Raw genomic sequence first — 24,071 nt, 5'->3', positions numbered from 1 at the left:
GTTACCTGCTGTCCTCCCCTATCTGCCGCTGCAGCCATTTTCTCACTTCTCCGGTTCCGGTTTCCCTATATGTCCGCCGCACCAGTTCTTCCACCAGCTCCAGGGCCTCCCAATATCCGCAGGCGAGTCCTATAATCACAGGACAATTTCTCCGCCTGGGTTTCTGCAGCAATTCATTGGCAGAAAAAATATCTAATTGATCCCTGGAGTTGGAGGCAAGGGTGATCAGATAAACGTCGATCACCCCGATGCCCTGGTTGATCCTGCGGACCAGCTTCTTTTTTTTCTTTTTTGCATTATTGCCAACATACAGCCCCTTATACCAGTTTAACATAAAATTCTCTTTCCCATCGGATTCTTTATTTTTTCAGTCTCTCTTCTATAGCACTGACTACAGACTCCAAAACTTTGATCCTGGCATAATATTTATTATTTCCTTCCACAATGATCCACGGAGCATAGGATGTAGAGGTCTTAATGATCATTTCATTGACAGCCTCCTCATACTGATCCCATTTTTCACGGTTCCGCCAGTCTTCGTCTGTAATCTTCCATTGTTTTTCCGAATTCTCCATCCGCTCTTTAAACCTGCGCTCCTGCTCATCCTTATCAATCTGCATCCAGAATTTCAAAACAATAGCGCCGGAATGGGCCAGATGGGCCTCCATATCGTTGATCTCCCTATAAGCCCTCTGCCACTCTTCTCTGGTGCAAAAGCCTTCTATTCTTTCTACCATAACTCGTCCATACCAGGTTCGGTCAAAAATCGTAATATGTCCGTCCTTTGGCATAGCCCTCCAGAATCTCCAGAGATAATGATGGCTTTTCTCTGTAGGCGTAGGAGAAGCCGTAGGACTCACCACATATCCTCTAGGGTCCATAGACTCTGTCAGGCGTTTGATAGCTCCGCCTTTTCCTCCTGCGTCCCAGCCTTCAAATCCCAGGACTACCGGTATCCTCTGCCGATACAATTCGCTGTGAAGGATTTCCATACGATCCTGAAGCTTTTTCAGCTTTTCTTTATACTCTTCTTTGGTATAGGAAAGTGAGAGGTCCACCTTGCTGAGCACTGTGGAATCCAGATCCTTATCTTCCTTGGGCTGCCTTTTCTGCAGCTCATCTGCGGCTTTTTTCTTTTCTTCCGCCAAAGCCAGCTCTGCTTTTTTCTCCAGAACTTTTTCAGAAAGTTTTTCCACTACCGTACTGTAAATCTTAGCTGTAGCAAAACGCCTGTCCTCTGCCTCAATAATGGTCCATGGAGCACACTCCGTTTCCGTCTTCTCCAGCATTTCCTCATTCATAGCTTTATAGTGGTCGTATTCTTTATTTCTCTTTATATCCTCTTTGCTGACTCTCCAGGCTGTTTCCTTGGAATTCAGCAGCTTGTCAAAGCGTTTTTTCTGTTCTTTCTGGCTGATATGAAGAAAGAATTTGATCAGGACCGCTCCATCGTCTGTTAATGTTCGTTCAAATGTATTGATTTCCTGATATGCATAAATTAATTCTTCCCTGGAAAGCTTATTCTCAAACCGGTCCACAGAAACCTTTCTGTACCAGCTTGTATCAAAAATTGCAATGCGGCCTTTTTCCGGAGTTTTTGTCCAGAACCGCCATAAAAAGGGGTGCATCTCCTCTTCCTCTGTCGGCTTCTTAATTGCAAAAACCTGAAATCCCCTGGGGTCCAGAGGATAGATCAGCTTACTGATCTGGAGTCCCTTTCCAGAGGCCCCCACCCCCTCGAAAACAATGATCACCGGAATTCCAAGGGCTTTACATTCTCTCTGAAGCTTGGCAAGCTGAGGCTCCATGACTTCCATTTTCTCCTGGTATACACTTTTCTCCATTTTTTTTGTAAGATTGATCTGTTCTAACATTTCTTACTGCACCTCCTTTGTTTTATCCATACCATAATCTCCTTACCCAAAGGGTCAAAGGCCTTATCCAATGGGTGAATATGGAAGAAGCTGCCGCAATAAACAGCATATATTTGTTTAGTGCGGCAGCCTTCTCTTAAAAGTACTTTCGATTCCCCCAAAGATTTGCTTTCTTCAAATCCAAATATTCATTATAAGCTCTTTCCAGAATCTGCTTCTCATTGGAAAAACGCAACAGGTGATAAGCCTCATGGAACTTGTAAAAGCCGGAATCTACAAAGTATTCCTCCCTTTGCGGTCTGCTGTAATAACTGTTTGCAGACATCAGATACCAGTAGACATTCTTTTCTACAGTATCTTCCGGTATGCAAAAACTATACTGACTTTTTCCTATATATTTAATGATACTGGCGTTAACTCCTGCTTCCTCTTTTACCTCTCTGAGGGCAGTTGTTTTATAATCTTCGCCCTTTTCCACTGTTCCTTTCGGCAGTACCCATCCCTCATATTTATGTTTATAGGACTTATATAAAGTCAGTATCTTTCCCCGATATATTACCACCCCGCCACAGCTTGTTGCTTCGATCATTTTGTGCGTCCTCCTGCTAATGGCATCCAAAATGCCTGCGTTGTGTTCTTAAAAGTAGTATACCTCTTTTTTAGGAACGACGCAATATCTTATTCCATCTGCTTACCCGTAATAATAAGCGTTAAATATCTCATGGGCAATAGGAAGGGCTACTTTACTTCCCGTACCAGCGCCCTCTGCGATTACTGCTACTACCAGATCCGGATCTTCTACATTGGAAAATCCCACAAACCAGGAATGGGTCTGGATAGAACCATCACTGCCTTCATATTCCGCAGAGCCTGTTTTTCCTGCGGCGCTGTAGCTCTCTCCTGAAAGCTGGGTACCAGTACCGGAATTGACTACTTCTGCCATAAGATTTTTCAGCGTCTCTGCTTCGCTTTCGCTCATTAATTCCTTATATGTGGAAGGGCTGGTAGTCTTTACCACATCGCCCGCATCATTCTCCACATGGTCAATATAGTAAGGCTCCATTAATTCTCCGCCGTTTGCAATAGCGCTGACGATCATAGCCATATGCATCGGTGATACCAGGGTAGTTCCCTGTCCGATAGAAGACTGCATAAGGAATGGAATTCCCTCAGATTCTTTCAGATCAATAGTACTCTTCCTATAGTCCAGAGAAATAGGCAATTCCTGATTAAAAAGCAAGTCCTCCGCTGTTTCCTGAATGGCATCTGCCCCCAGGTCCAGTCCCATCTGAACGAAAGCCGTGTTGCAGGACTCTGCAAAGGCAGTGGTAAAGTCCACCTGTCCATGAACCTCTCCGTAAATACAAGGAATTGTATGTCCTTCCTGGGTAATGCTTCCCGTGCAGTTATAGGAAAAGTCATCTAAAGTACCATGCTCCCTGAGATAAGTAAGCGCCGTCACTATTTTAAAGATGGAGCCTGGAGGATAAGCTCCCTGTGTAGCCCGGTTTAAGAGACTGCTGTTTGTAGAATCGTTAACCAGGGAATCCCAGTTGGCTTCCACTGTATTAGGATCAAAATCCGGCTTGCTCACAGAAGCCAGTACCGCTCCAGTCTTAGGATCCATTACTACCACAGCTCCGTTATATCCTCCCAGGGCGTTGTAGGCAACCTCCTGAAGTCTTGTATTCAGCGTTGTCACTACATTGTCTCCAGGATTTTTCAGCTCCAGGATTTCATTTTTCAGCCTGTCAACATATTCATGATGAGTGGACATAAGAGACGAATTGGCCAGAGACTCCAGGCCGTTTCTTCCATTTGCTTCATATCCCACTACATGGGCAAACATATTTCCATAGGGATAAATCCTGGTTTCATTCCCCTGATCATCCACCTGTGTATAGGCCAGGGCCTGACCGTCGGAAGACAGAATACTCCCTCTCACGATTCGGTCCTCTGCCTGATTCTGTCTGCTGTTATATGGGCTGCTGGTTATGGCATCTCTCTCCCAAATATTGAAATAAGCCATATAGCCAATTAAGGAAACAAAAATCAACACGAAGAAATAGCTGACAATGGTATATTCTCTGTTTTTCCGTCTTTTCGCTTTTTTTTGTTTTTTCTTCTGCAGCGCTTCTTCTTTTCGAAGCTGCTTCTCATATTTTTTCTTTTTGCCGTTCAAATTCCTCATCCTCGTCTTCTCTCAAAATATACAGTCCCTGGATAATAGCCAGCATGATAATGGTAGCCAGCACAGAACTTCCTCCATAGCTGACCAAAGGCAGCGTGATTCCTGTCATGGGAATAAATTTGCTGACGCCTCCAATAGTCAGGAACACCTGAAAAGCATATTCCGTTCCAAGACCCAGGGCAATTAATTTATAAAAACGTTTTTTAATCCTCAGAGAAATATTTACAACCAGAAGGAACATGCTCATGCACACCAATATCATACAGATGGCAAAAAGGCTGCCCAGTTCTTCGCAGATTGCTGCAAACATGTAATCCTGCTGTACAAAAGGAATCAGTTCCGGAGAACCCTTACAGAGTCCCACGCCAAACCATCCTCCTGCCCCTATTGCAAAAAGCCCCTGAAGAATCTGATAGCCGGAGGTTTCCCAGACAGAGAATGGGTCGCTCCAGGCTACTACTCTCTGCCGTACATGAGAAAACAGGAAGTAAGCAATAACTGCTGCTCCACAGCCGCTTCCCAGACCAGCCAAAAGGTACACTGGTTTTTTCGTAGCCACATAGAGCATCACCACGTAAGTGATGAAAAATACCACCGCGCTTCCCAGGTCTCTGGACAGCACCAGGACCAGCACATAAGCTGCCGCAACTGCAGTAGTAATCACATGATCCCGGAATGTGGCGCTTTTCTTATAAAGCCTGCTGGCCACAAAAAACACAAAAATAATCTTTACAAACTCAGATGGCTGGAATGTAAAAGATCCAATATTGATATTAATCTTGGCTCCGTTTACATTTGACCCTACTACCAGAACAACCAACAGCATCAGAAATCCTACGACGGCATAAAGCCAAGTCAGCTTTTTCAAAAAATACATTTTCCGAATCATCACAGGAATAACCATAGCCAGAACCGTAGCTGCCACTGCAATTGCCATCTGTCTCAGCCCTGAATCCGGATCCAGCCTGGCCAGCATAATAAATCCTACAGAAAGAAGCATGCACATGTGATTCAGCAGCAAGATAGACGATGTTTTATAAAAGACTCTGTACAAAGCCTGGACAATAACCAGGTACAGAATCAGAGTCCCGAAAATATACAGCACCTTTAATTCTTCTGTCTGTAAAAAGATTACGAGAAAAGCTGTAAAATCTAAAAAAATGATCAGCAGAAGCTGATTTCTCAGAACGTATCTCTGATCATAATCCTCCTCATACCGAAAGACCCAAAAACTTTCCAGGGTATACAGCAACATAATAATCAGTATCAGATATTTCGATATTTCAACAATAATATTAAGCACTTTTTCACCTACTCTACTCCCCGTCTGAAATGTCCCTTAGTAAAAGCTGGCAATTCAGACCGGTTTTTCTTTTTCTCTGTATTTTGTCTGTAATCATATGCCTGGGCAAAAAGCTCCAGCATCTCCTTTGCTTCTCTGTAGCTTTCGTCTGTAAAATTCATACGAAGAACAGGAATATCCATTACCAGTATCTCCTCTGCTTCTTTTAGAAGTCCGGTAGGAATACTGTTGTAAATCACATTGTAACAGAAATCACAGAAGGATTTTGTCAGAAAACGTTGGCCGTACCGATCTTTCAGCAGGATTTTTCCCGGCTTGTGGTCACAGGCCCCGCAGGTTTTCTTAATACACTGAGCGGAAACCATCATGGGATAGTATCCGTAGATAACCATTTCGCTTCTGCGGCAGTCCTTTTCCCTTATCTCATTCCCATTCAGTTCCAGAGGAACTGTAGTCCGCAGGACCCCCAGATCTCTCAGAAATTCTCCTGCAATATCATTAAAGGTATATAGAGAATAATCGCAGACGATTTTGTTCTCCAGTCCCAGCTCTTTTAAATAACCCAGCTCTTCCAGATTTCTCACCAGAAATCCATCTATATCCTTTCCCAGATTTCTGAAAATATCCTCATATCCATCCAGCCGCCCCTCTCTGAGCATATAAGGCATTGCCAGATAAAACTCTTTTCCTGACTTGGCGGCTTCCTCTGCCAATTCTCTGGTATTCTGCTCTAATTCCTTCAGCCCAGCCATGGAAATCCCACAATAAATCCCTGTGACAAAATCTGTCTCCAGAGCCGCTTTCCATTGTTCTCTGGTCTCTGTAAGCACATAAAGTTTTTTCTCCGGAACCTCTTCCTGACTGTTCTCCCCCCTTTTTGGCATCACTGTCTGTCCTTCAGGAAGGCTCCGCCTGAATTTTTTCAAGAATTCTTCCTGAAGCTTTCCAAGAGCCTCTCTGCGCAGGGTGTTCAGACTCTGCATCGGCAGAAATCCCTTTTCATCTGTCAGGATTTCCAGATCTTCAAAGACAAAAGGGGTATCGCCGGTCCTTTCCATCTGGCGTCTTACTCTTTCAGAGGAAAGAGGCTGTTTTATAGCCTCCTCCACCACAGCTCCCTGAGCCTGTACATGGATGTCCTGAAAATCTAAATCCAGTATAGCAGGACTGCCGGCAAAGAGGATTAAATTTCCATAAATTTTTTCTTGTGTTTTTGTATCCAGATATTTCTTTTTTAATTCAGTAAACAGTTCTTCATTACGATTTTCTGAATTTTTTTTCTTTCTGTTCTGCTCTTTATAATTGACCACAGCCATCATATCTCTTCCATTATGGCTGTGATAGTACCCCTGGTTAAACCCATCCCTCTGATACAGGTCCAGAAGCCTTTTCCTGTCTTCCTCTTCTACCTGGTAATTCTCCGGATTTTGCCGATAAAGATCCAGATATTTTCGATAAACGGCAGTTACCCCTGCCGCGTATTCCGGTCTTTTCATCCTTCCCTCGATTTTCAGAGAATAGACACCTGCTTTCAGTATCTCCGGAAGGATTTCAATGGTACACATATCCTTGGGACTGAGAAGATACCGGCTCTGTTCGTCGTTTAAAAGTTTTCCTTCGCAAAAAGCCTGGTAAGGAAGTCTGCAGGGCTGTGCGCATCGTCCCCGGTTGCCGCTTCTTCCTCCCAGCATGCTGCTGAACAGACACATGCCAGAATAACAATAGCAGAGGGCTCCGTGAACAAAGCATTCAATTTCCATTCCTGTCTCTTCGTGGATAGCCTTTATTTCTTTCAGAGAAAGTTCCCTGGCCGGCACAATTCTGGAGACGCCGGCTTCCTTCAGGATCCCGGCCCCTTTTGGGCCTGTAACCGTCATCTGCGTACTGGCGTGAAGGGGCAGTCCGGGAAATTCTCTTTTTAAGAAAGACAGTACGCCAAAGTCCTGAACAATGACTCCATCTGCTCCCTGTTCATAAAAGGGAGCCATAAAATCATAAAGCTGTCCGTATAACTCCTGATTCTTCAGCAATGTATTTACTGCCAGATAAATTTTCTTTCCATGGATGTGAGTAAAATCAATGGCTTCTTTCAGTTCTTCCACGTCAGGGTTATCCGCATAGGCCCTGGCCCCGAATCTGCTGCCGCCAATATACACTGCGTCTGCACCGGCTCTTATCACGGCTTGAAGCCCCTGATAAGATCCGGCAGGAGACAATAGTTCTATATTCATAGGCTCTCTTTTCCTTTCTTTTTCCTTTTCTCCCATACAGCCTTAAACTCCTTATTTTCTATATAAAAAGAAAAGGGGGCGTTACATTATCTGCCGCCCCTGCTTTTTATTCTCTTACTTCAGGAGCTCTTCCAGCTCCTTCTCCAACTCATCTACCTTTGCTTGAAGCTCTGCGATCTGCCGGTCTTTCTCCGCCTGAGATTTTTTTTCTTTGTCCAGTTCCACCTGTCCATTGATCAGATCATGCTTCAGATCATACATTTCCCGGTCTTTTGCTTCCAGCTCTTCCTCATACATTTCGGCCTGGCGCTTTGCTTTGAAATAATCATCTGCAATATTCAGGCTCAATAAAGTATGTCTCGTTTCCAGAGCCTGCCGGTTATATCCCGGAAGCTGCCCCAGCTCCGTAAGTTTGTTATTCATATAATTGGCAACTTTTTGCAAGTATTCTTCACTTTCATAGCCGCTTAATGTGACAATCTTTCCCCCAATCAGCACCTGGGTGGTATTTTTCACTGCCATCTGCTTCCTCCCGCCTTTTTCTTAGGTTTCTATGTCTATTATAATCGAATTTTATGGAAAAACAACTATTATTTTGTCCCCAGATGATGATACGTCAGATCTGTAACGGCTCTTCCCCTGGGCGTACGGAGAAGAAATCCTTTCTTGATCAGATACGGTTCATAAACATCTTCAATGGTTCCTGCGTCTTCCCCAATGGCTGCTGCCAAAGTATCCAGACCTACCGGCCCTCCTGCAAATTTTTCAATAATAGTGGAAAGCAGCAGCCTGTCTGTCTGATCCAGCCCATATCTGTCCACTTCCAGAAGGTCCATAGCAAAGTCGGCCACGTCCCTGGTAATCTTTCCGTCATATTTCACTTGGGCAAAATCCCTTACTCGCTTCAAAAGTCTGTTGGCAAGACGAGGAGTTCCTCTGGAACGTCTGGCCATCTCCAAAGCCCCTTCCCTATCAATCTCCACTCCCAGTATCCCAGCAGAGTGGATAATAATCTTCTGAAGCTCTTCTTCCGTATAGAATTCCAAATGATGGACCACGCCGAAACGGTCTCTTAAGGGCGCCGTAAGAAGTCCTGCTCTGGTTGTTGCGCCCACAAGCGTAAATTTTGGAAGATCCAGACGGATAGAACGGGCAGTAGCACCTTTTCCTATCATAATATCAATGGCATAATCTTCCATAGCCGGGTAAAGAACCTCTTCTACCTGGCGGTTCAGTCTGTGGATCTCATCTACAAAAAGCACATCGTTTTCCTGGAGGCTGTTTAAAATCGCTGCCATTTCCCCTGGTTTTTCTATAGCCGGTCCGCTGGTGACCTTCATATGCACTCCCATCTCATTTGCAATAATCCCTGCCAGAGTGGTCTTACCCAGTCCAGGAGGGCCGTAAAACAGTACATGGTCCAGGGCATCCCCTCTTTGCTTCGCCGCTTCAATATAAATTTTCAAATTGCTTTTAGCCTTTTCCTGGCCGATATAATCTTTCAGATATTGAGGGCGGAGACTGCCTTCTGTACGGATGTCTTCTTCCATAATATCTGTGGTAATGATTCTTCTTTCCATGTTACTCTCCCAGGCTGTTCCAAGGCAGCCTTTTTTGTCTGTTTATCCTCTCTTAAAAAAATCTACATACCTTATCAAGAGAGGATATAGTCACTAAAACATATTTTTCAGAGCCTGCTTCAGCAGTGTTTCCACACTCATATCCGGAGCCAGCTCTACCTTTTTTACAGCCCGAAGAGCATCTGCCCCTGAATAACCCAGAGCTGTAAGAGCCTCTATGGCCTCCTTCTTCACATCGGTAAGGTCTGTCTCCTCACCGCTGACGGTCTGGGTATGTTCTGCCTTCATCTCCAGGGCTTCCTGGATATTAAATTTGTCCTTCAATTCCAAAATTAGTTTCTGTGCGGTCTTTTTTCCTATGCCCGGCGCTCTGGAAATAGTCTTCACATCATCTGCCAAAACCGCAAAACGCAGTTCATCTGCAGTAAGGCCTGATAGAATTCCCAAAGCTGCCTTAGGCCCTATACCGTTTACTCCCAAAAGAAGCTTAAAAGTATTCAAGTCATCCCTGGTCAAAAATCCGAACAGCTGAAGAGCCTCCTCTTTTACATTCAAATACGTATGTATTTTAACTTCCTGGCCTTTATGGAGAAGGTGTTCCACAGCCCCCATAGGCATAAAAATATTGTAGCCCATATTTCCCGCTTCCAGGATCACCCTGTCTTCCAGGACTTCGGCTACTGTGCCTTTAATATATGCGATCATACAAGTTTCCTTCCTGGTGTTCTCTTTAAAATTTCCCCTGACAGGATTCCGATTAAAAATCCTGTGATCAGTCCTGCAATCAGCAATGCCGGGAAATAGTAGAACAGATTTACATTTTCTACTACCAAAACTGCCACTACGATCTGCCCCAGATTATGAGTAACTCCTCCCAGAATACTTACCCCTGTCACAGAAAGTCCCAGATATTTTTTTGCCAGAGTCATGCATGCAAGACTTAAGGCAGCTCCTGCCAGGCTGAACAGAATGGAAAAAAGATTTCCAAACATAAAGCCTATTACTAAAATCCTTATCAGGGATATAGCAGCCGCTTCTCTGAAACTATAAGTATAGAGTATAAATACAGTGACCAGATTTGCCAGTCCAAGCTTAATTCCCGGTATTCCTGCAAATACAGGAAGAAGGGATTCCACATATCCAAAAATAATGGCAACTGCCGCAAAAAGGCCCATATATGCTGTTTTCTTCATTCTTCTCTCCTGCTACTGGACAACGCCGTCTAATTGTTCTTCCGTATCCATTCCTGTAATTTCCAGCACTACGCGGTTAGGGAGGCATACAATCGTCTCACCTTGTATATGAATAGGCCCCTGATGGATACATAGCTGATCTGGACAGTCCGCCTCTGTCATATTTACTTCTCCATTCTGTATTTCACAGACGTTCGTGTCATTGATTTCTATTGTCTGATCTTCTGACAGACTGTAGGTCCCATATTCTTCCCCGGCCACGGTAATCCGTACCTGAGAAGCATCCTCTCCAGCAAAAATCCCCAGACCTCTGGGGATAAGCCAGCACAGCAGGGCTACAGCCAGCACAGCGCCGATCAGTATAAAGTCTCTTTTCTTCATGAATCTCTCCTGTTTGATTGGCTGTGTTTTATCTTACCATAGGAGAAGTGAAATTGCAAATTGATTAGAAAAGGGACGCAGCCCGCCTATTCCTTCTTCCGGCTCAGACTGAAATTCGCCGGCGAGAAGGGATAGGCGGGCTGCTGGCTTTTTAGGGTGGAAGGTTGTGCTACTGACAGGTTGCGCTATATTCCAAACTCCTGGAACAGCTTATCACGGTACTCTTTATCCTTGGATATCTTTTCCAGATCCTCTAATCTGTCCATCTTTGCCAGAAGGAATGCCAGTCTGGCACTTCGTTCCTCTCCTCTTTCTTCTCCCCGTTTTTCGCCGCTTTTTACCATATCTCTGATTGCTGTGCACATATTCACTTTTCCCCTTTCATCTCTATATTTCTCCTGATTTTCTTTCAGCACTGGGATATCGAGAAATGTTTCTATAAGCCTAGATTTTTCTATATCTAAACTTTTATAGTGTGCTTCTTTTTCTTTCAAAAGTTGTTCCAATTCATCTTTGTTTGAAAAAACTTTCAAAAGCTCGAACACTTCTTTTAGTCCTGTTCGAAAATTGTTTTTATTTACTGTTTCGCTGCTTACCAGATTAATCTTATAATCCGGTATATAGTTTTTCCATGATTCTAGCTCCTTTGGAATGTTCAGCATTTCATGCAGGGATACCGGACCGTCCCAATGCTGGTTTTCTCCATAATAAAATATTAATGTAAGGACTGGTGACAGTTTAGCTTCTTTCTTTAAACCACTTAAAAATTCCTCTGATTTCTGTAATGCCAGAGATTTCCGATTTTGTTGTTCTAAAGTCTTAGCTTCTTTCGTATAGGCAATTGCATCATACATCATATTCCGTACTGGCATGCCGTAATGTACAGATCTTTGATTTTCTACTGCGAGAATAACCTTCAGCCGGTTTTCTGAAAAATATCCTTTCTTACTGTTATCTCTTACACGGTAAATAATTGCCGGATTTCCATGGTTATCCTGTGCTTTTACCAACCCTTTTTCATTTTCCTCCTCCAGCATATCTTCTCGTATCAGCTGCCGGCCAGCAAAAAGACTGCCGTTAAACAAATCTGCAAATACCTTTGGCTCTTGAAGGGCTTCATAAATTTCGACATCATATGCAGACAATGCTATTCTTCCTTTTTTTCTTCTGCTCATAGCTCTTCCTCCTTGTCTGTTATGGAAGAGCTTACAGAATATAACGGCAGGAGACAGGATTCTCAGCTATCCTATAAAATCATTATACTGTTCCCTTATTTTGGGTGCAAGCCTCTCCCATTCAGTTGTTATAAAAATTTGTGGGATTTTCCGGCTGAATAGCCGTTTTGAAACTTGGTGCGATTTACTTCTGCACCGTATAGGTAAGAAATGTTGCGAATTAAATTAATTATAAAACAGCCTTCTGTAGTCTGCAAGCAAAAATAGATGTTTAGGCAAAAAAGGACGCAGCCCACCGCACCCTTCTTCCGGCTCAGACTGGAATTCGCCGGCGAGAAGGGTGCGGTGGGCTGCTGGCTTTTTAGGTCAGAGGGTGCTGTGACGGGAATGGTAGCTTTTATTGCGTGAAATGGCATGGTCAGGCAATTTATAACTTTTTCATCATCCAATATGCCGCCTCGTAAGTTCCGTCTTTATATTTCATATTGTCTGGAAGAGTTCCGAAGATTTTAAATCCCAGTTTTTGGTATAAGGCAACCGCTCTCTGATTACTTGCTGCCACTTCCAGTTCTATCTGTTCAATGCCCTGTGCTTTTGCTATGGAAAATATCTTTTCTATCATGATGCTCCCGATACCCAGCCCTGCATATTTCTGATACAGGGCAATGGCCATAACTGCTCTGTGCTGGTATCGTTTTAAATCCATTCTCATCAGTGAACAATTTCCTACATGTTCTCCATTCAGCAGTCCGATCAGAAGCAGATTATGTTCGGAGTTGTTCTGTCCTTTGATAAATTCTTTTTCTTCTTCCAGGGTGAGGGTGATCTCCTCCGGTTCTCTTATTAAATAGGGTGTTTCCCTGCTGGTTGATTTGCCGAGCACAGCTTTGAGACTACAGTCTCAAAGCTGCGCAGGCTGAGCAATAAAATGTATAAATATTCTCGAATTTGAGTAATACGACAGCACCTTGCTCTTTCTCAATCACTTTTATACAATGATCTTCCTTGGGCAGGTGGCCTTGCACTTGCCGCAGTTGATGCATTTTTCCGGGTCAATGTGAGCTACGTTGTCCACTACGGTGATAGCTTCTTTCGGACACTCTTTCACACATTTTCTACATCCGATACATCCTACCTCACAGGCGCTCATAACTGCTTTTCCTTTGTCTTTAGAACTGCAGGCTACTGCCTGTTTCTGGTCATAAGGAATCAGCTCAATGAGTTTCTTCGGGCATTCTGCCACACATTTGCCGCAGGCCTTACATTTCTCTTTATCTACTTTGGCAATGCCGTTGATAATATGAATAGCGTCAAAGGGGCAGACCTTTACGCAGGAACCATAGCCCAGACATCCATAGGTACAAGCCTTGGAACCGCCGTTCTGCATCAGAGCCGCCATCTTACAGTCTTTTACGCCTGTATATTCATAGCTCTGTCCAGCCTTCTCACAGTCCCCTGCACATTTCACAAAGGCTGTCATCCGAACACTTTCTCCTGCCTCCTGTCCCATGATCTCTCCAATCTTAGCTGCCGCTGCTGCACCGCCTACGGGACATGCATTTACAGGAGCTTCCCCTTTGGCGATAGCTGCTGCCAGACCGTCACAGCCTGGATAACCGCAGCCGCCGCAGTTATTTCCGGGAAGAGCTTCCCTTACCAGTATTTCTTTTTCATCTACTTCTACTGCAAATTTCTTTCCGGCAATTCCCAGGAAAAGTCCAATAAAGAGACCTACGCCCCCTACCAGGACTGCCGCAATGATAATACCTGTTACCATGTCTTACGCCTCCTTATATGATTCCTGAAAAGCCGAAGAAAGCGATGGCCATCAATCCGGCTGTAAGGAGTACGTGAGGAAATCCCTGGAAATACTTGGGAATATCATTGTACTCCATTTTTTCTCTTAACCCTGCCATCAAGATGATGGAGATGGTAAAACCTGTAGCTGTAGCAAAACCGTAAACCACACCTTCCAACAGGTTATATCCATACTGCACATTATTCAGGGCAACACCTAAAACTGCACAGTTTGTAGTGATCAGAGGCAGGTAAACACCCAGACTCTGATACAGAGAAGGCATGGACTTTTTCAGAAACATTTCCACGAACTGTACCAGAGCTGCGATCACCAGGATAAACACAATGGTCTGCATATAACTCATGTCCAACGGAACCAGGATAAACTGGTAAACCAGACCTGTCACAAAGGAAGAAAGGGTGATAACGAAGATTACCGCTCCGCCCATTCCTGCCGCTGTCTCAATTTTCTTGGAAACTCCAAAGAAAGGACACAGACCTAAGAACTGGCTTAATACGACATTATTTACTACTGCAGCGCTGACTGCTATGATTAATAAATTTCCTAAACCTTCCATTTATCTGTCCCCCCTTACTTCTTCACAACCGTATTGTCATAAAATTTTCCGCTGCAGGCTTCATTGCTGCAGGAAGCACAGCCGCCTTCCATGCAATGTACCGGTTTCTGTTCTTCTTTTGGTTTTTTCTCCATGATCTTTGCCCTTACTGCTGCCAGAAAAGCCAATACAAAGAAAGCTCCTGGCGCCAGGATAAAGATCGTCGCAGGTTCATAAGCGCTTGGCATAATCTGGAATCCAAAAACTGTTCCTGTGCCGATCAGTTCACGGAAAGCAGCCAGAATCGTAATGGACATGGTAAAGCCCAGACCCATACCAATACCGTCAAAGATAGAAGCTACAGGGCCGTTCTGAGAAGCATAGGCTTCTGCTCTTCCCAGAATGATACAGTTTACTACGATCAGAGGAATATAAAGTCCCAGAGAATCATAAAGGCTTGGAATAAATCCCTGTAAAAGCAGCTGAACGATGGTTACGAAAGAAGCAACTACAACGATGTAAGCAGGCATACGCACTTTATCCGGAATGATATTCCGTAAAAGGGAAATAAACAGGTTAGACATAGCAAGGACTACGGTGGTGGTAAGTCCCATACCGATACCGTTAATAGCCGCCGTTGTTACCGCCAGAGTAGGACACATACCCAAAACCAGCACAAAGGTGGGATTTTCTTTAATGATACCGTTATACAAACGTTCCACAGGTGTATTTGCTTTCATCTTATTCTCCCTCCTTTACATAATTGAAGGCACACAGACCAGCGTTTACACCGCCTGTAATCGCATCTGAAGTAATGGTCGCACCGCTGATAGCATTGATCTCATTATCTGCGGAAGCCCCTGTTTTCGTTACTGTGAAAGACTCCACATTTTTATTGCTGAACTGTCCCTTAAAGGATTCATCTGTAGCGTTCATTCCAAGACCTGCCGTTTCATTAATGGTCAGAATGGAAATTCCATTTAATGTTCCATCAAGCTGTACGCCCATGGAGAAAGTAATATCGCCGCCATAGCCTTCAGAAGTAGTCATATTCAGAGCATAACCGATAGTCTCACCGGAAGCATCCTTTGCCTCCATAACTTCATTGACAGTTTGGTTTGCAAAACCGTTGTCTGCCAGATACTGAGAGATTTCCGTATCTCCTTCTTCTACACAGACCTCAAAAGAATCTGCATCTTCAAAAACCGCCTGATAGGCTTCCTGTTTTGCCAGCTCTTCCTGCTGGGCGATAGGCTCTTTGGTAACCTGATAGACCAGTCCCAGAAGACCGCCGGATACTAAAGTGATCAGTGTAAGGATAATGGTATCTTTTATGATTGTATTTTTCATGCTTTCTTACCTCCTTTTCCGAAGGCTGCCGGCATGGTAAAGCGCTCAATAAGCGGAACCAGCAGGTTGCAGAAAATGATCGCATAGGAAACCCCCTCTGCGGCTCCTCCGAAGATACGGAAAAGTCCTGTAAAAATACCTAAGCAGATGCCATATACGATCCGTCCCTTGCTTGTAATAGGAGATGTGACATAATCTGTAGCCATAAACCATGCACCCATCATCAATCCGCCGCCGCAGAGCTGGCACAGCAGATAGTAGAAGTCCAGTCCGTGTCCGCCAAAAATCAGAGCAAAGACACTGAAAGTAAGGATATATGCAACCGGGATCCTGAAATCAATGATTCCTCTGATCAGAAGGATTGCTGCACCGATCAAAATGGCAAGAGCTGATGTTTCACCGATGGTTCCCTGTACATTTCCGATGAAGAGACTTAACAGATCCACAGTTTCTCCGGATTTCATAGCTGCCAGAGGAGTAGCTCCTGATACAGTATCTACAATATTTCCCCAGGCGCCATCCGGTACGGCAAAGTCTGTCATTCTTCCTGTAAAGGAAATTAAAAGGAAACATCTGGCTGCCAGAGCCGGGTTCATAAAGTTCTGTCCAAGACCGCCAAAAAGCTGTTTTACTACCAAAATAGCAAAAACACCGCCGATTACGGCAATCCACCATGGGGCCTTGGGGGGAAGGTTCAGCGCCAGCAGAAGTCCTGTAACTACTGCACTGTAATCCTTCACTGTAAGTTTTTTATGTACAATCTTCTCATAAACCGCTTCTGTTACCACACAGGTGGCTATGGTTACCAGGATAAGCAGAAGGGCGTGGGGTCCGAAATTATAAATTCCGAATAATGTGGCAGGCAGTAATGCAATGATCACTGTAAGCATTATGCTGCTGGTGTCCACCTTCGACCTTACATGAGGGGAAGATGATACGTGTAATAATTCACTCATGACTTTCTCCTCCTATTTCGCTTTTCTGCGGTTTGCCATAACCATTTTTCTCATGGAACGCATGGACTGGGTCAGGGGGCGTTTTGCCGGACAGACAAAACTGCAGCACCCACACTCTACACATTCCATACCATGATGTTTCTCGAACAGTTCTGCCTGTCCGTGTTCCGAATAGGTGGCCAGTCTTGAAGGCACCAGCCTTGCCGGGCAGGCATTGACGCATCTGCCGCAGTTAATACAGGCTGTAGGTTCTTTCTCAGAGATATCGTCCTCTGTCATGCAAAGCATGGCTGATGAGGTCTTTACCACAGGAACATGATAGTCAAACATGGCAAATCCCATCATGGGGCCGCCGGAAACAATTTTCTTGGCAGGCTGTTTAAGTCCGCCGGCTGCCTCCAGAAGCTCAGCAAAGGACATTCCCATTTTAGCCTTAAAGTTACAGGGATCGGCCACAGCTTCACCAGTCACTGTCACAATACGGTCCATTACCGGCTCTCCGGCCATAACTGCCCGGTAAACAGCGCACACTGTATCAATATTGTCCACGACGCAGCCTGCATCTGCAGGAAGCATGGAGGAATTGATTTCTCTGCCGCTCACCGCATAGATCAGACAGCGCTCAGCCCCCTGAGGGTACTTGGTCTTCAAAGTCTTTACTTCGATTTTCGGCTCATCCTTTACCATCTCTGTAAGTTTGGAAATACAGTCTGGCTTGTTATCCTCAATACAGATATAGCCTTTTGCGTTGTCGAAAAGTTTCAGAATACACTTTAATCCGCCGATGATCCATTCCGGCTGTTCCAGCATTCTTCTGTAATCAGAGGTAAGGTACGGCTCACACTCTGCACCGTTTACCAGCACATACTCGATCTTCTCCGGTTCTTTTGGCGCCAGCTTTACATGAGTAGGGAAACCTGCGCCTCCCATTCCCACAACGCCGCCTTCTTTGATCCGTTCAAGGACTTCTTCCTTGGACAGAGCCTCCAGAGATGCTGCACTCTGAAATTCTACAGTTTCATACTTTTCGTCGTTTTCTACCACAATGGCATCCACCATGGCTCCTACATTATTTCTGACTTTTTTGATCTCCTTCACAGTTCCTGACACGGAAGCGTGAATGTTCGCAGAAACGAAGCCCCCCATTTCTGCAATTTTCTGACCTGCCAGAACATGGTCGCCTTTTGCCACTATCGGTTTCGCCGGAGCGCCGATATGCTGTGACAGCGGATATACCAGTTCTTTTCCGGGAAGGAGTTCCCGGACAGGTTTTTCCTTTGACAGCTCTTTTCCGTCATAAGGATGAACGCCGCCTCGAAAGGTTAAAAACGCCATATGTTAGTCCCTCCTTTATCTATCCATAACCGGATAATTTCCGGCTATCGTCTATCTGGTTCTTTTATCCTGATGCTTTTCTCTGTAACGCTTAAATCCATTTTTCAGATTTGGATAGGCACGAACCATACGCCTTTTAAACACATTCTGTTTCTGGCGAATTTCCATATATTTTCTTAAAAAATCATCCAGCCGCTTTTCCAGTTCCTCTTTCTTTTCGCTGTAGAATCTGCCTTCTTTCAGAGAATTTTCGGCGATTACCGTCTCAAAACGGTCAATAAATTCTTCTCTTCGAGCTTCCAGACGTTCCATGAGCTCACCCTGTCTGATGGCAGTGCGGATGCTCTCGAGCTTTTCTCCAATTTCTTCCCTTGTTTCATAAAGGCGGGTATTCTGCAGATAAGAGGTAAGGTCCTCAAGCATATCTTCCACCTTTCCAAAGGTCTTGGAAAGTCCAAAAGCTGTGTATGCGGAAACGGCAAAGTCCGCACAGTACAGAATGATCACCACAGCCAGTATTACCTCTCCTGCAGGTTGAGGATACAGGCTGGTAAGCCAGGAGACAAATGGCTGCAGTATTTTAAAAAGCAAAATAGAAAAAACTCCCCACAGTAATGAGGAGGCCAGGGATATATATCCATGGAGATTAAACTTCTTGCTGCTGTAATCCCACCATCTGGTATGAAAAACAGCTTCCATGATCCAGCCCGTGAAATATTCCAGTACCGTGGCAGTGAGCACACCTCCCAGATACAGAAGAGCCAGATTTCCCCTCAGAGGCCTTAAAAGCAGATAAATTGTCACAGCTCCTGCACCATATATGGTACAGAAAGGGCCGTTAATAAAGCCTCTGTTTACAAGCTTTCTTTTCTTTACAGATACATAAACTGATTCCCATACCCATCCTAAAAAACTGTAGATAAAAAACCAGCTTATGATATAATAAAGAGATATTCCTGCTATTTCAAAATCCATATTTTTCTCCTTTCTATATAATATATCATCTTTTTATAGAAAGCACTAGAAAAAATTGTGCACTTTTCGTACTATTTTAAATACAATTTGAAAGGTTTTTGTTAAAATGATAACAAATAGAACAATTCTCTGTCAAAAAAATATCGATATCAGAGAGGGATTTTTTCCAAAAGATCTGAAGCCTGAAGATGTACTTTTCTTTGATATTGAAACCACCGGACTAAGTCCAGGAAACAGCCAGGTATTTCTCATTGGCGCTGTTGAAAAAAGAAAGGACGGCTCTCCCTGGTCTCTTATACAGTTTCTGGCGGAATCCAGAACCGCTGAAGAAGAAAAGAAATTACTGAAATCCTTTGCAAAGCTTATTTCTGGCAAAAAATATCTGGTACACTTTAACGGCACCTCCTTTGATGTCCCATATCTGTGCCATCGATACAAAGCTCTGGGCCTTGTATCTCCCTTCTCTTCTCTGATGCAGATCGACCTTTACAGAGAGCTTACAGGACTCCCCGGCTTTTTCCGGCAAATGCCTGACCATAAACAGAAAACCTTTGAGACCCTGATGAATTATCCCAGAAGAGATAAGCTTTCGGGAAAAGATATGATAAATTTTTATCAAATTTATGTAAAATCTAAAGAAACGAAAGTACTGGACCTGCTTCTTCTTCACAATCAAGATGATTTAAAAGGCATGTTTTCTCTCCTTCCTCTTGGAAAACTGAAAGATTTTCTCTCTGGCAGCTTTTTTGTTCTCAACTCCGAAGAAATACTGGAGCCTGCATTGGAAGGAGGTCAAAAAAGAGAACTCCTCTTTTCTTTGGATTTTCCCTTTTCCATTCCAGTCCGGCTTACTGGGGTCACAGATTTCTTCCGCATAGCTATAGAAGGTTCCCACGGAAAGCTTAAAATGCCTCTTTATCAGGGTACCCTGAAATATTTCTATCCTGACTATCAGAATTATTACTATCTGCCTTATGAAGATGAAGCCATCCACAAAAGCGTAGCTGTATACACAGACCCTTCCCGAAGAAAAAAAGCCAAGGCCTCCAACTGTTATAAGAAATATACCGGAACCTTTGTAGCTGCTCCTGGAAACCAACCGGTTCCCCTTCTTAAAGAAAGCTACAAAAGTCAGGCCACATATGCTCTATGGCCATTTCAGGATATGTCCTCTGATTCCCTTCACGACTATCTTCTGGCAATATTAAAAGGGGTATCGCATTAATGCGGTACCCCTTAATCTGTTTTGGATTTTTATTCTTCTTCAGCTTCTGCTGCTTCTTCCTGAACTGGTTCAGCAGTTTCTTCTTTGGCAGGTTCCAGGACTTTCATACTCAGGCTGATTTTTTTCTCTTCTTCGTTAAAGTCTACGACCTTTGCAGTTACTTCCTGTCCCACTTTGAGAACATCAGATGGTTTATCCACATGAGCTCTTGAAATCTGAGAAACATGAAGAAGGGCATCTACTCCAGGTTCCAGCTCGATAAAAGCGCCGAAGTCTGTCATACGAGCAATTTTACCTTCTACAATATTGCCTACAGCATACTTTTCTGCTGCATGAAGCCATGGGTTCTGATCCTCGAACTTCAGACTCAGTGCAATCTTGTCGCCATTGATTTCTTTGATCAGGACAGTAAGTTTTTCTCCTGCCTTAAATACCTTCTTAGGATTTTCCACTCTGCCCCAGGACATTTCTGAAATATGAAGAAGTCCGTCAGCCCCACCTAAATCGATGAAAGCACCAAAGTCAGTTACATTCTTAATTGTACCCTCTACAACATCTCCTGGATGGATTCTCTCGAAGAGTTCTTTCTTCATCTCTTCCTTCTTTGCAACCAGAAGCTGTTTTCTGTCACCGATAACTCTTCTTCTTCTAGGATTGAACTCAGTAATAACAAATTCAATTTCCTGATCCTGGTATTTTGTCAGGTCTCTTTCATAAGTATCGGATACAAGGCTTGCAGGAATAAATACTCTGGCCTCGTCGATTACAACACTTAAACCGCCTTCTAATACCTGCGTAACCTTTGCTTTCAGCACTTCTTTGTTTTCGAAGGCTTCTTCCAGTCTCTTATTTCCCTTGTCTGCAGCCAGTCTCTTAGAAGACAGAAGTACCTGTCCATCCCCGTCGTTAAGCTTCAGCACCTTTGCCTCCATGGTGTCCCCTGGGTGTACAACAGTTCTCAGGTCAAGGTTCTGGTCATTGGAATATTCGCTTCTGGTAATAATGCCGTCTGCTTTATAGTCAATGTTTAAGATAATCTGATCTTCTTTGACATCAATAACTGTGCCTTCGACTACCTCTCCATTTCTTATAGTTTTAAATGTCTCGTCCAGCATCTGTTCAAAACTTAATTCTGACATGTTTTGAAACCTCCTCAATTATTTTATTTGGGGTTGACGCCCCTGCTGTAATACCTATACATTGAACGGAACGAAAACGTTCAGAATCCAAATCAGCAAGTGTCTGTATATAGTAAGTATTTCTACATTCCTTTTTACATATTTCATAAAGCTTCTGGGTATTTGAGCTATGCCTGCCCCCAACGACAATCATGGCGTCTACCTGTTTTGCGATTTCCTCTGCCTCAGCCTGTCTGTCCTGGGTGGCATTGCAAATCGTATTTAAAACAAGTCTATCATACCTCTTTTTGTTCAGAATTTCAACTATTTCTTGAAAATTATTGTAATTAAATGTCGTTTGAGACACAATACAAACTTTTTCGTGGTCTTCTGACAAAAAGCCCTCTGCTTCTTCCTTGGTTCGGATCACAGTGGAAGGACCATGGCACCACCCACGGATACCAGCCACCTCAGGATGGTCCGGATTTCCTATGATAACAATATGACGGCCACCTTTACTCTCCCGTTCTACAATCCTGTGGATCTTCAGCACGAAGGGGCAGGTGACGTCCACATAATCCAGCTTTTTCTCTTTCAGCAGATCATAAATATATTCCGGCACGCCATGGGAACGGATGATCACAGTACCGCTTTTCAGCGCTCTCAGCTCCTCCTCTGTTTCCAGAACCTGAACTCCCCTTTTTTTCAGGTCTGCTACCACTTCTTCATTGTGGATAATAGGACCATAGGTATAAACCGGTCCCTTTTTGGCGTCAGCCACTTCATAGGCCTTTTCTACTGCCCTTTTTACACCAAAGCAGAAGCCTGCGGTTTTTGCAACTTTTACTTTCATAATCCTATTTTTCTTCCCCGCTTTTTTCTCTGTAAAGGCGAAGGATTTCCTCCTTCACTTCCTGGATATTCATGTCTGAGGAATCCACAAGGCAGGCATCCTCTGCCTGCCGCAGAGGCGATATCTTTCTTTCCATGTCTCTTTTATCTCTCTGACAGATATCCTCCTGGATTTCTTCCAGACTGCAGGGAATTCCTTTTTCCTCCAGCTCCCTGCACCTTCTAAGGGCTCTGGTCCTGGCACTTGCAGTAAGATAAATCTTTATATCTGCATCTGGCAGCACACAGGTGCCAATATCTCTGCCGTCCATGACCACATTAGCTCTTGCAGCCAAATTTCTCTGAAGCTCCACTAGTTTTTCTCTGATCACAGGATTTCCAGCGCTTACAGATGCCATATTCCCTACCTCTTCTTTTCTGAGGTAAGGAGTTACGTTTTCTCCATTAAGAAGAACCTGCTGAGCCCCCTCTTCATACACAATGGAGATATCTGCTTCCCTGCAGGCCTCTTCCATCTTTTCTTTTTCTTCAGGGGAAATTCCCTGTCGGATCAGGTACAGAGCCATGGCTCTGTACATAGCTCCCGTATCCACATAAATGAATTCCAGTTCTTTCGCCACTGCTTTTGCTATGGTACTTTTTCCGGCGCCTGCCGGCCCGTCAATTGCAATATTCACTGCCATTTTTCTAACTCCTTTTCCTTTCGCTTTCTCTGGCTGCCGCTTTTGCTGTAGACCAGGCGATCTGCAGATTAAACCCTCCGGTAACGGCATCTACATCCAGCACCTCTCCAATAAAATAAAGGCCCTTCACCTTTTTTGACTCCATAGTCCCTGGATCAATTTCCTTTACTTTGACTCCTCCCTGGGTAATAATAGCCTCATTGAATCCCCGCAGTCCTGTAATAGTAAAAGGCAGATTCTTCACCTTCTCAAGGAAAGCATTTCTCTCTTCTCTTGTAATCTCATGAACTTTTTTCTCCGGGGCGATCCCTCCCAGCTCCAGCATTACAGGATAAAGCTTTGCAGGAAACCAGCTGTTTATTATATTTTTAAACTGCTTATTTGTCCCTTCCTCGAATTCTCTCAAAAGCCGCCTATCCAACTGTTCCCTGGTCAAGGCCGGCTTTAAATCCAGTGTTCCCAGCAGAGAGCCCTTCTGCAGCCGTTTTCCAATATATGAGCTGGCGGTAAGCACCAGGGGACCGGACATTCCAAAATGCGTAAACAAAAGTTCTCCAAAATTTTTGTACAGGACTTTTTTTCCATCCTTTATGGTCAGCTCTACATTTTTCAGAGAAAGTCCCTGCATACTGGTAATATAGGCCTCTTCTGTCTCTATCGGAACCAAAGCAGGACGAATTTCCGTAACAGTATGTCCAGTGGCTCGTGCAAAATGGTAGCCATCCCCAGTAGAGCCTGTAGCCTGATAGGAGCAGCCGCCTGTAGCTACAATCACCCTGTCTGCCTCTATCTTCTCTCCATTTTCCAGCAGCACTCCTCTTACCTTTTTCTCTCCTTCTCCATCCTCATCTGTCCAAATTTCCTGAACCTGGCTTTTTAAATGTATCTTCACATCCAGCTGATGGAGCTTTTTCTCCAGAGCTCCTATAACATCTGAGGAATGATCAGACACAGGAAAAATCCTTCCTCCCCGTTCCTCCTTGAGCTTCAGTCCCAGGTCTTCAAAAAAAGAAATTACATTCTGGTTTGTAAAGCCATAAAAAGAACTATAAAGAAATTTTGCATTTGTCACTACAGACTGGAAAAAAGCCTCTTCATCGCAGGAATTTGTCAGATTACATCTGCCCTTTCCCGTAATGAACAGTTTTTTTCCAAGCTTTTCATTTTTTTCAAAAATATGAACCTTGTGTCCCTGTTCCCCTAGAAAAATACCGGCTGCCATGCCAGCCGCACCGCCTCCTATGATTACTATCTTTTCCATAAACTGCTCCTTTAATGCCCGCTCCTTTTCCTTT

At 44.1% G+C, this 24,071-nt stretch carries 26 protein-coding genes; 1 reads left to right on the top strand and 25 read right to left on the bottom strand.

Annotated features, from left to right (window positions below; translation table 11 throughout):
• Position 1: 1 nt before the first annotated feature.
• The 21 genes from B5G33_RS04230 to B5G33_RS04135 all read right to left on the bottom strand — a co-directional run bounded on the left by B5G33_RS04230 (position 2) and on the right by B5G33_RS04135 (position 18,898).
• Positions 2-334, bottom strand: coding sequence for a hypothetical protein (locus tag B5G33_RS04230; RefSeq protein WP_087272118.1), 333 nt, complete (start codon positions 332-334; stop codon positions 2-4).
• A 25-nt stretch (positions 335-359) separates the two neighbouring features.
• On the bottom strand, positions 360-1,874 hold the full coding sequence (pap, locus tag B5G33_RS04225; protein ID WP_087416846.1) for a polyphosphate:AMP phosphotransferase: 1,515 nt from the start codon (positions 1,872-1,874) through the stop codon (positions 360-362).
• Positions 1,875-2,010: 136 nt separating this feature from the next.
• A complete protein-coding gene (locus B5G33_RS04220; RefSeq protein WP_087272112.1) occupies positions 2,011-2,463 on the bottom strand; it encodes an NUDIX hydrolase in 453 nt (150 codons plus the stop codon).
• 102 nt (positions 2,464-2,565) lie between these two features.
• Positions 2,566-4,065 carry a peptidoglycan D,D-transpeptidase FtsI family protein gene (locus B5G33_RS04215; RefSeq protein WP_087416845.1) on the bottom strand — a complete coding sequence of 500 codons (1,500 nt, stop codon included), beginning with the start codon at positions 4,063-4,065 and terminating at the stop codon, positions 2,566-2,568.
• A complete protein-coding gene (locus B5G33_RS04210; RefSeq protein ID WP_087272106.1) occupies positions 4,031-5,368 on the bottom strand; it encodes an FtsW/RodA/SpoVE family cell cycle protein in 1,338 nt (445 codons plus the stop codon). Before B5G33_RS04210 ends, B5G33_RS04215 begins: the two co-directional genes overlap by 35 nt.
• An 8-nt stretch (positions 5,369-5,376) precedes the next feature.
• Positions 5,377-7,635 carry a U32 family peptidase gene (locus tag B5G33_RS04205; protein WP_242974493.1) on the bottom strand — a complete coding sequence of 753 codons (2,259 nt, stop codon included), beginning with the start codon at positions 7,633-7,635 and terminating at the stop codon, positions 5,377-5,379.
• Positions 7,636-7,713: 78 nt separating this feature from the next.
• Positions 7,714-8,121 (bottom strand): cell division protein ZapA, encoded by a 408-nt coding sequence (locus B5G33_RS04200; RefSeq protein ID WP_087272102.1) that lies wholly within the window; start codon positions 8,119-8,121, stop codon positions 7,714-7,716.
• A 68-nt stretch (positions 8,122-8,189) separates the two neighbouring features.
• Entirely contained in the window at positions 8,190-9,179 is a 990-nt protein-coding gene (ruvB, locus tag B5G33_RS04195) for a Holliday junction branch migration DNA helicase RuvB (RefSeq protein WP_087272099.1), read from the bottom strand.
• A 93-nt stretch (positions 9,180-9,272) separates the two neighbouring features.
• A complete protein-coding gene (gene ruvA, locus B5G33_RS04190) occupies positions 9,273-9,884 on the bottom strand; it encodes a Holliday junction branch migration protein RuvA (protein ID WP_087272095.1) in 612 nt (203 codons plus the stop codon).
• Complete coding sequence (locus tag B5G33_RS04185) at positions 9,881-10,372, bottom strand: Gx transporter family protein (RefSeq protein WP_087272092.1); 492 nt, start codon at positions 10,370-10,372, stop codon at positions 9,881-9,883. The genes ruvA and B5G33_RS04185 overlap by 4 nt, the downstream gene beginning before the upstream one ends.
• Before the next feature lie 12 nt (positions 10,373-10,384).
• The gene (locus B5G33_RS04180) at positions 10,385-10,753 is read right to left on the bottom strand and encodes a NusG domain II-containing protein (protein ID WP_087272089.1); all 369 of its coding nucleotides are present in this window, start codon (positions 10,751-10,753) and stop codon (positions 10,385-10,387) included.
• A gap of 185 nt (positions 10,754-10,938) precedes the next feature.
• On the bottom strand, positions 10,939-11,928 hold the full coding sequence (locus tag B5G33_RS04175) for an Rpn family recombination-promoting nuclease/putative transposase (RefSeq protein WP_087272086.1): 990 nt from the start codon (positions 11,926-11,928) through the stop codon (positions 10,939-10,941).
• 128 nt (positions 11,929-12,056) lie between these two features.
• A complete protein-coding gene (locus B5G33_RS21035; protein WP_143276494.1) occupies positions 12,057-12,377 on the bottom strand; it encodes a hypothetical protein in 321 nt (106 codons plus the stop codon).
• Positions 12,356-12,811, bottom strand: a complete 456-nt coding sequence (locus B5G33_RS04170; RefSeq protein WP_087416844.1) for a GNAT family N-acetyltransferase — start codon at positions 12,809-12,811, stop codon at positions 12,356-12,358. Before B5G33_RS04170 ends, B5G33_RS21035 begins: the two co-directional genes overlap by 22 nt.
• A 105-nt stretch (positions 12,812-12,916) precedes the next feature.
• Positions 12,917-13,705, bottom strand: a complete 789-nt coding sequence (rnfB, locus tag B5G33_RS04165) for an RnfABCDGE type electron transport complex subunit B (protein WP_087416843.1) — start codon at positions 13,703-13,705, stop codon at positions 12,917-12,919.
• A 13-nt stretch (positions 13,706-13,718) separates the two neighbouring features.
• Positions 13,719-14,303: an electron transport complex protein RnfA gene (locus B5G33_RS04160; protein WP_087272077.1), complete on the bottom strand. Its 585-nt coding sequence runs from the start codon at positions 14,301-14,303 to the stop codon at positions 13,719-13,721.
• A 14-nt stretch (positions 14,304-14,317) separates the two neighbouring features.
• Positions 14,318-15,022: an electron transport complex subunit RsxE gene (gene rsxE / locus B5G33_RS04155; protein WP_087272073.1), complete on the bottom strand. Its 705-nt coding sequence runs from the start codon at positions 15,020-15,022 to the stop codon at positions 14,318-14,320.
• A 1-nt stretch (position 15,023) separates the two neighbouring features.
• Positions 15,024-15,632, bottom strand: coding sequence for an RnfABCDGE type electron transport complex subunit G (locus B5G33_RS04150; protein WP_087272070.1), 609 nt, complete (start codon positions 15,630-15,632; stop codon positions 15,024-15,026).
• Positions 15,629-16,588 carry an RnfABCDGE type electron transport complex subunit D gene (locus tag B5G33_RS04145; RefSeq protein ID WP_087272067.1) on the bottom strand — a complete coding sequence of 320 codons (960 nt, stop codon included), beginning with the start codon at positions 16,586-16,588 and terminating at the stop codon, positions 15,629-15,631. The genes B5G33_RS04150 and B5G33_RS04145 overlap by 4 nt, the downstream gene beginning before the upstream one ends.
• A 12-nt stretch (positions 16,589-16,600) precedes the next feature.
• Positions 16,601-17,923: an electron transport complex subunit RsxC gene (gene rsxC, locus B5G33_RS04140; RefSeq protein ID WP_087272064.1), complete on the bottom strand. Its 1,323-nt coding sequence runs from the start codon at positions 17,921-17,923 to the stop codon at positions 16,601-16,603.
• A gap of 51 nt (positions 17,924-17,974) precedes the next feature.
• Positions 17,975-18,898: a putative ABC transporter permease gene (locus tag B5G33_RS04135; protein WP_087272061.1), complete on the bottom strand. Its 924-nt coding sequence runs from the start codon at positions 18,896-18,898 to the stop codon at positions 17,975-17,977.
• A 106-nt stretch (positions 18,899-19,004) separates the two neighbouring features.
• On the opposite strand from B5G33_RS04135, the gene B5G33_RS04130 reads away from it, so the two are divergent.
• Complete coding sequence (locus B5G33_RS04130; RefSeq protein ID WP_087272059.1) at positions 19,005-20,123, top strand: ribonuclease H-like domain-containing protein; 1,119 nt, start codon at positions 19,005-19,007, stop codon at positions 20,121-20,123.
• 29 nt (positions 20,124-20,152) lie between these two features.
• Here B5G33_RS04130 and rpsA read toward each other — a convergent pair whose 3' ends face one another.
• Genes rpsA through B5G33_RS04110 form a run of 4 tightly spaced genes read right to left on the bottom strand, consistent with a single transcriptional unit; the run spans position 20,153 to position 24,037 of the window.
• Positions 20,153-21,262: a 30S ribosomal protein S1 gene (gene rpsA / locus B5G33_RS04125; RefSeq protein WP_087272055.1), complete on the bottom strand. Its 1,110-nt coding sequence runs from the start codon at positions 21,260-21,262 to the stop codon at positions 20,153-20,155.
• A complete protein-coding gene (ispH, locus tag B5G33_RS04120) occupies positions 21,243-22,094 on the bottom strand; it encodes a 4-hydroxy-3-methylbut-2-enyl diphosphate reductase (protein WP_087272052.1) in 852 nt (283 codons plus the stop codon). The genes rpsA and ispH overlap by 20 nt, the downstream gene beginning before the upstream one ends.
• A 4-nt stretch (positions 22,095-22,098) precedes the next feature.
• A complete protein-coding gene (gene cmk, locus B5G33_RS04115) occupies positions 22,099-22,776 on the bottom strand; it encodes a (d)CMP kinase (protein WP_087272049.1) in 678 nt (225 codons plus the stop codon).
• Positions 22,777-22,780: 4 nt separating this feature from the next.
• Positions 22,781-24,037 carry an NAD(P)/FAD-dependent oxidoreductase gene (locus B5G33_RS04110; RefSeq protein ID WP_087272047.1) on the bottom strand — a complete coding sequence of 419 codons (1,257 nt, stop codon included), beginning with the start codon at positions 24,035-24,037 and terminating at the stop codon, positions 22,781-22,783.
• Between the last annotated feature and the right edge of the window lie 34 nt (positions 24,038-24,071).

The organism is Blautia sp. An81 (assembly GCF_002161285.1).
Taxonomy (GTDB): Bacteria; Bacillota; Clostridia; order Lachnospirales; family Lachnospiraceae; genus Blautia; species Blautia ornithocaccae.
The sequence above is the reverse complement of the archived record's forward strand: the minus strand, read 5'-3'. Positions and strand labels throughout refer to the sequence as shown.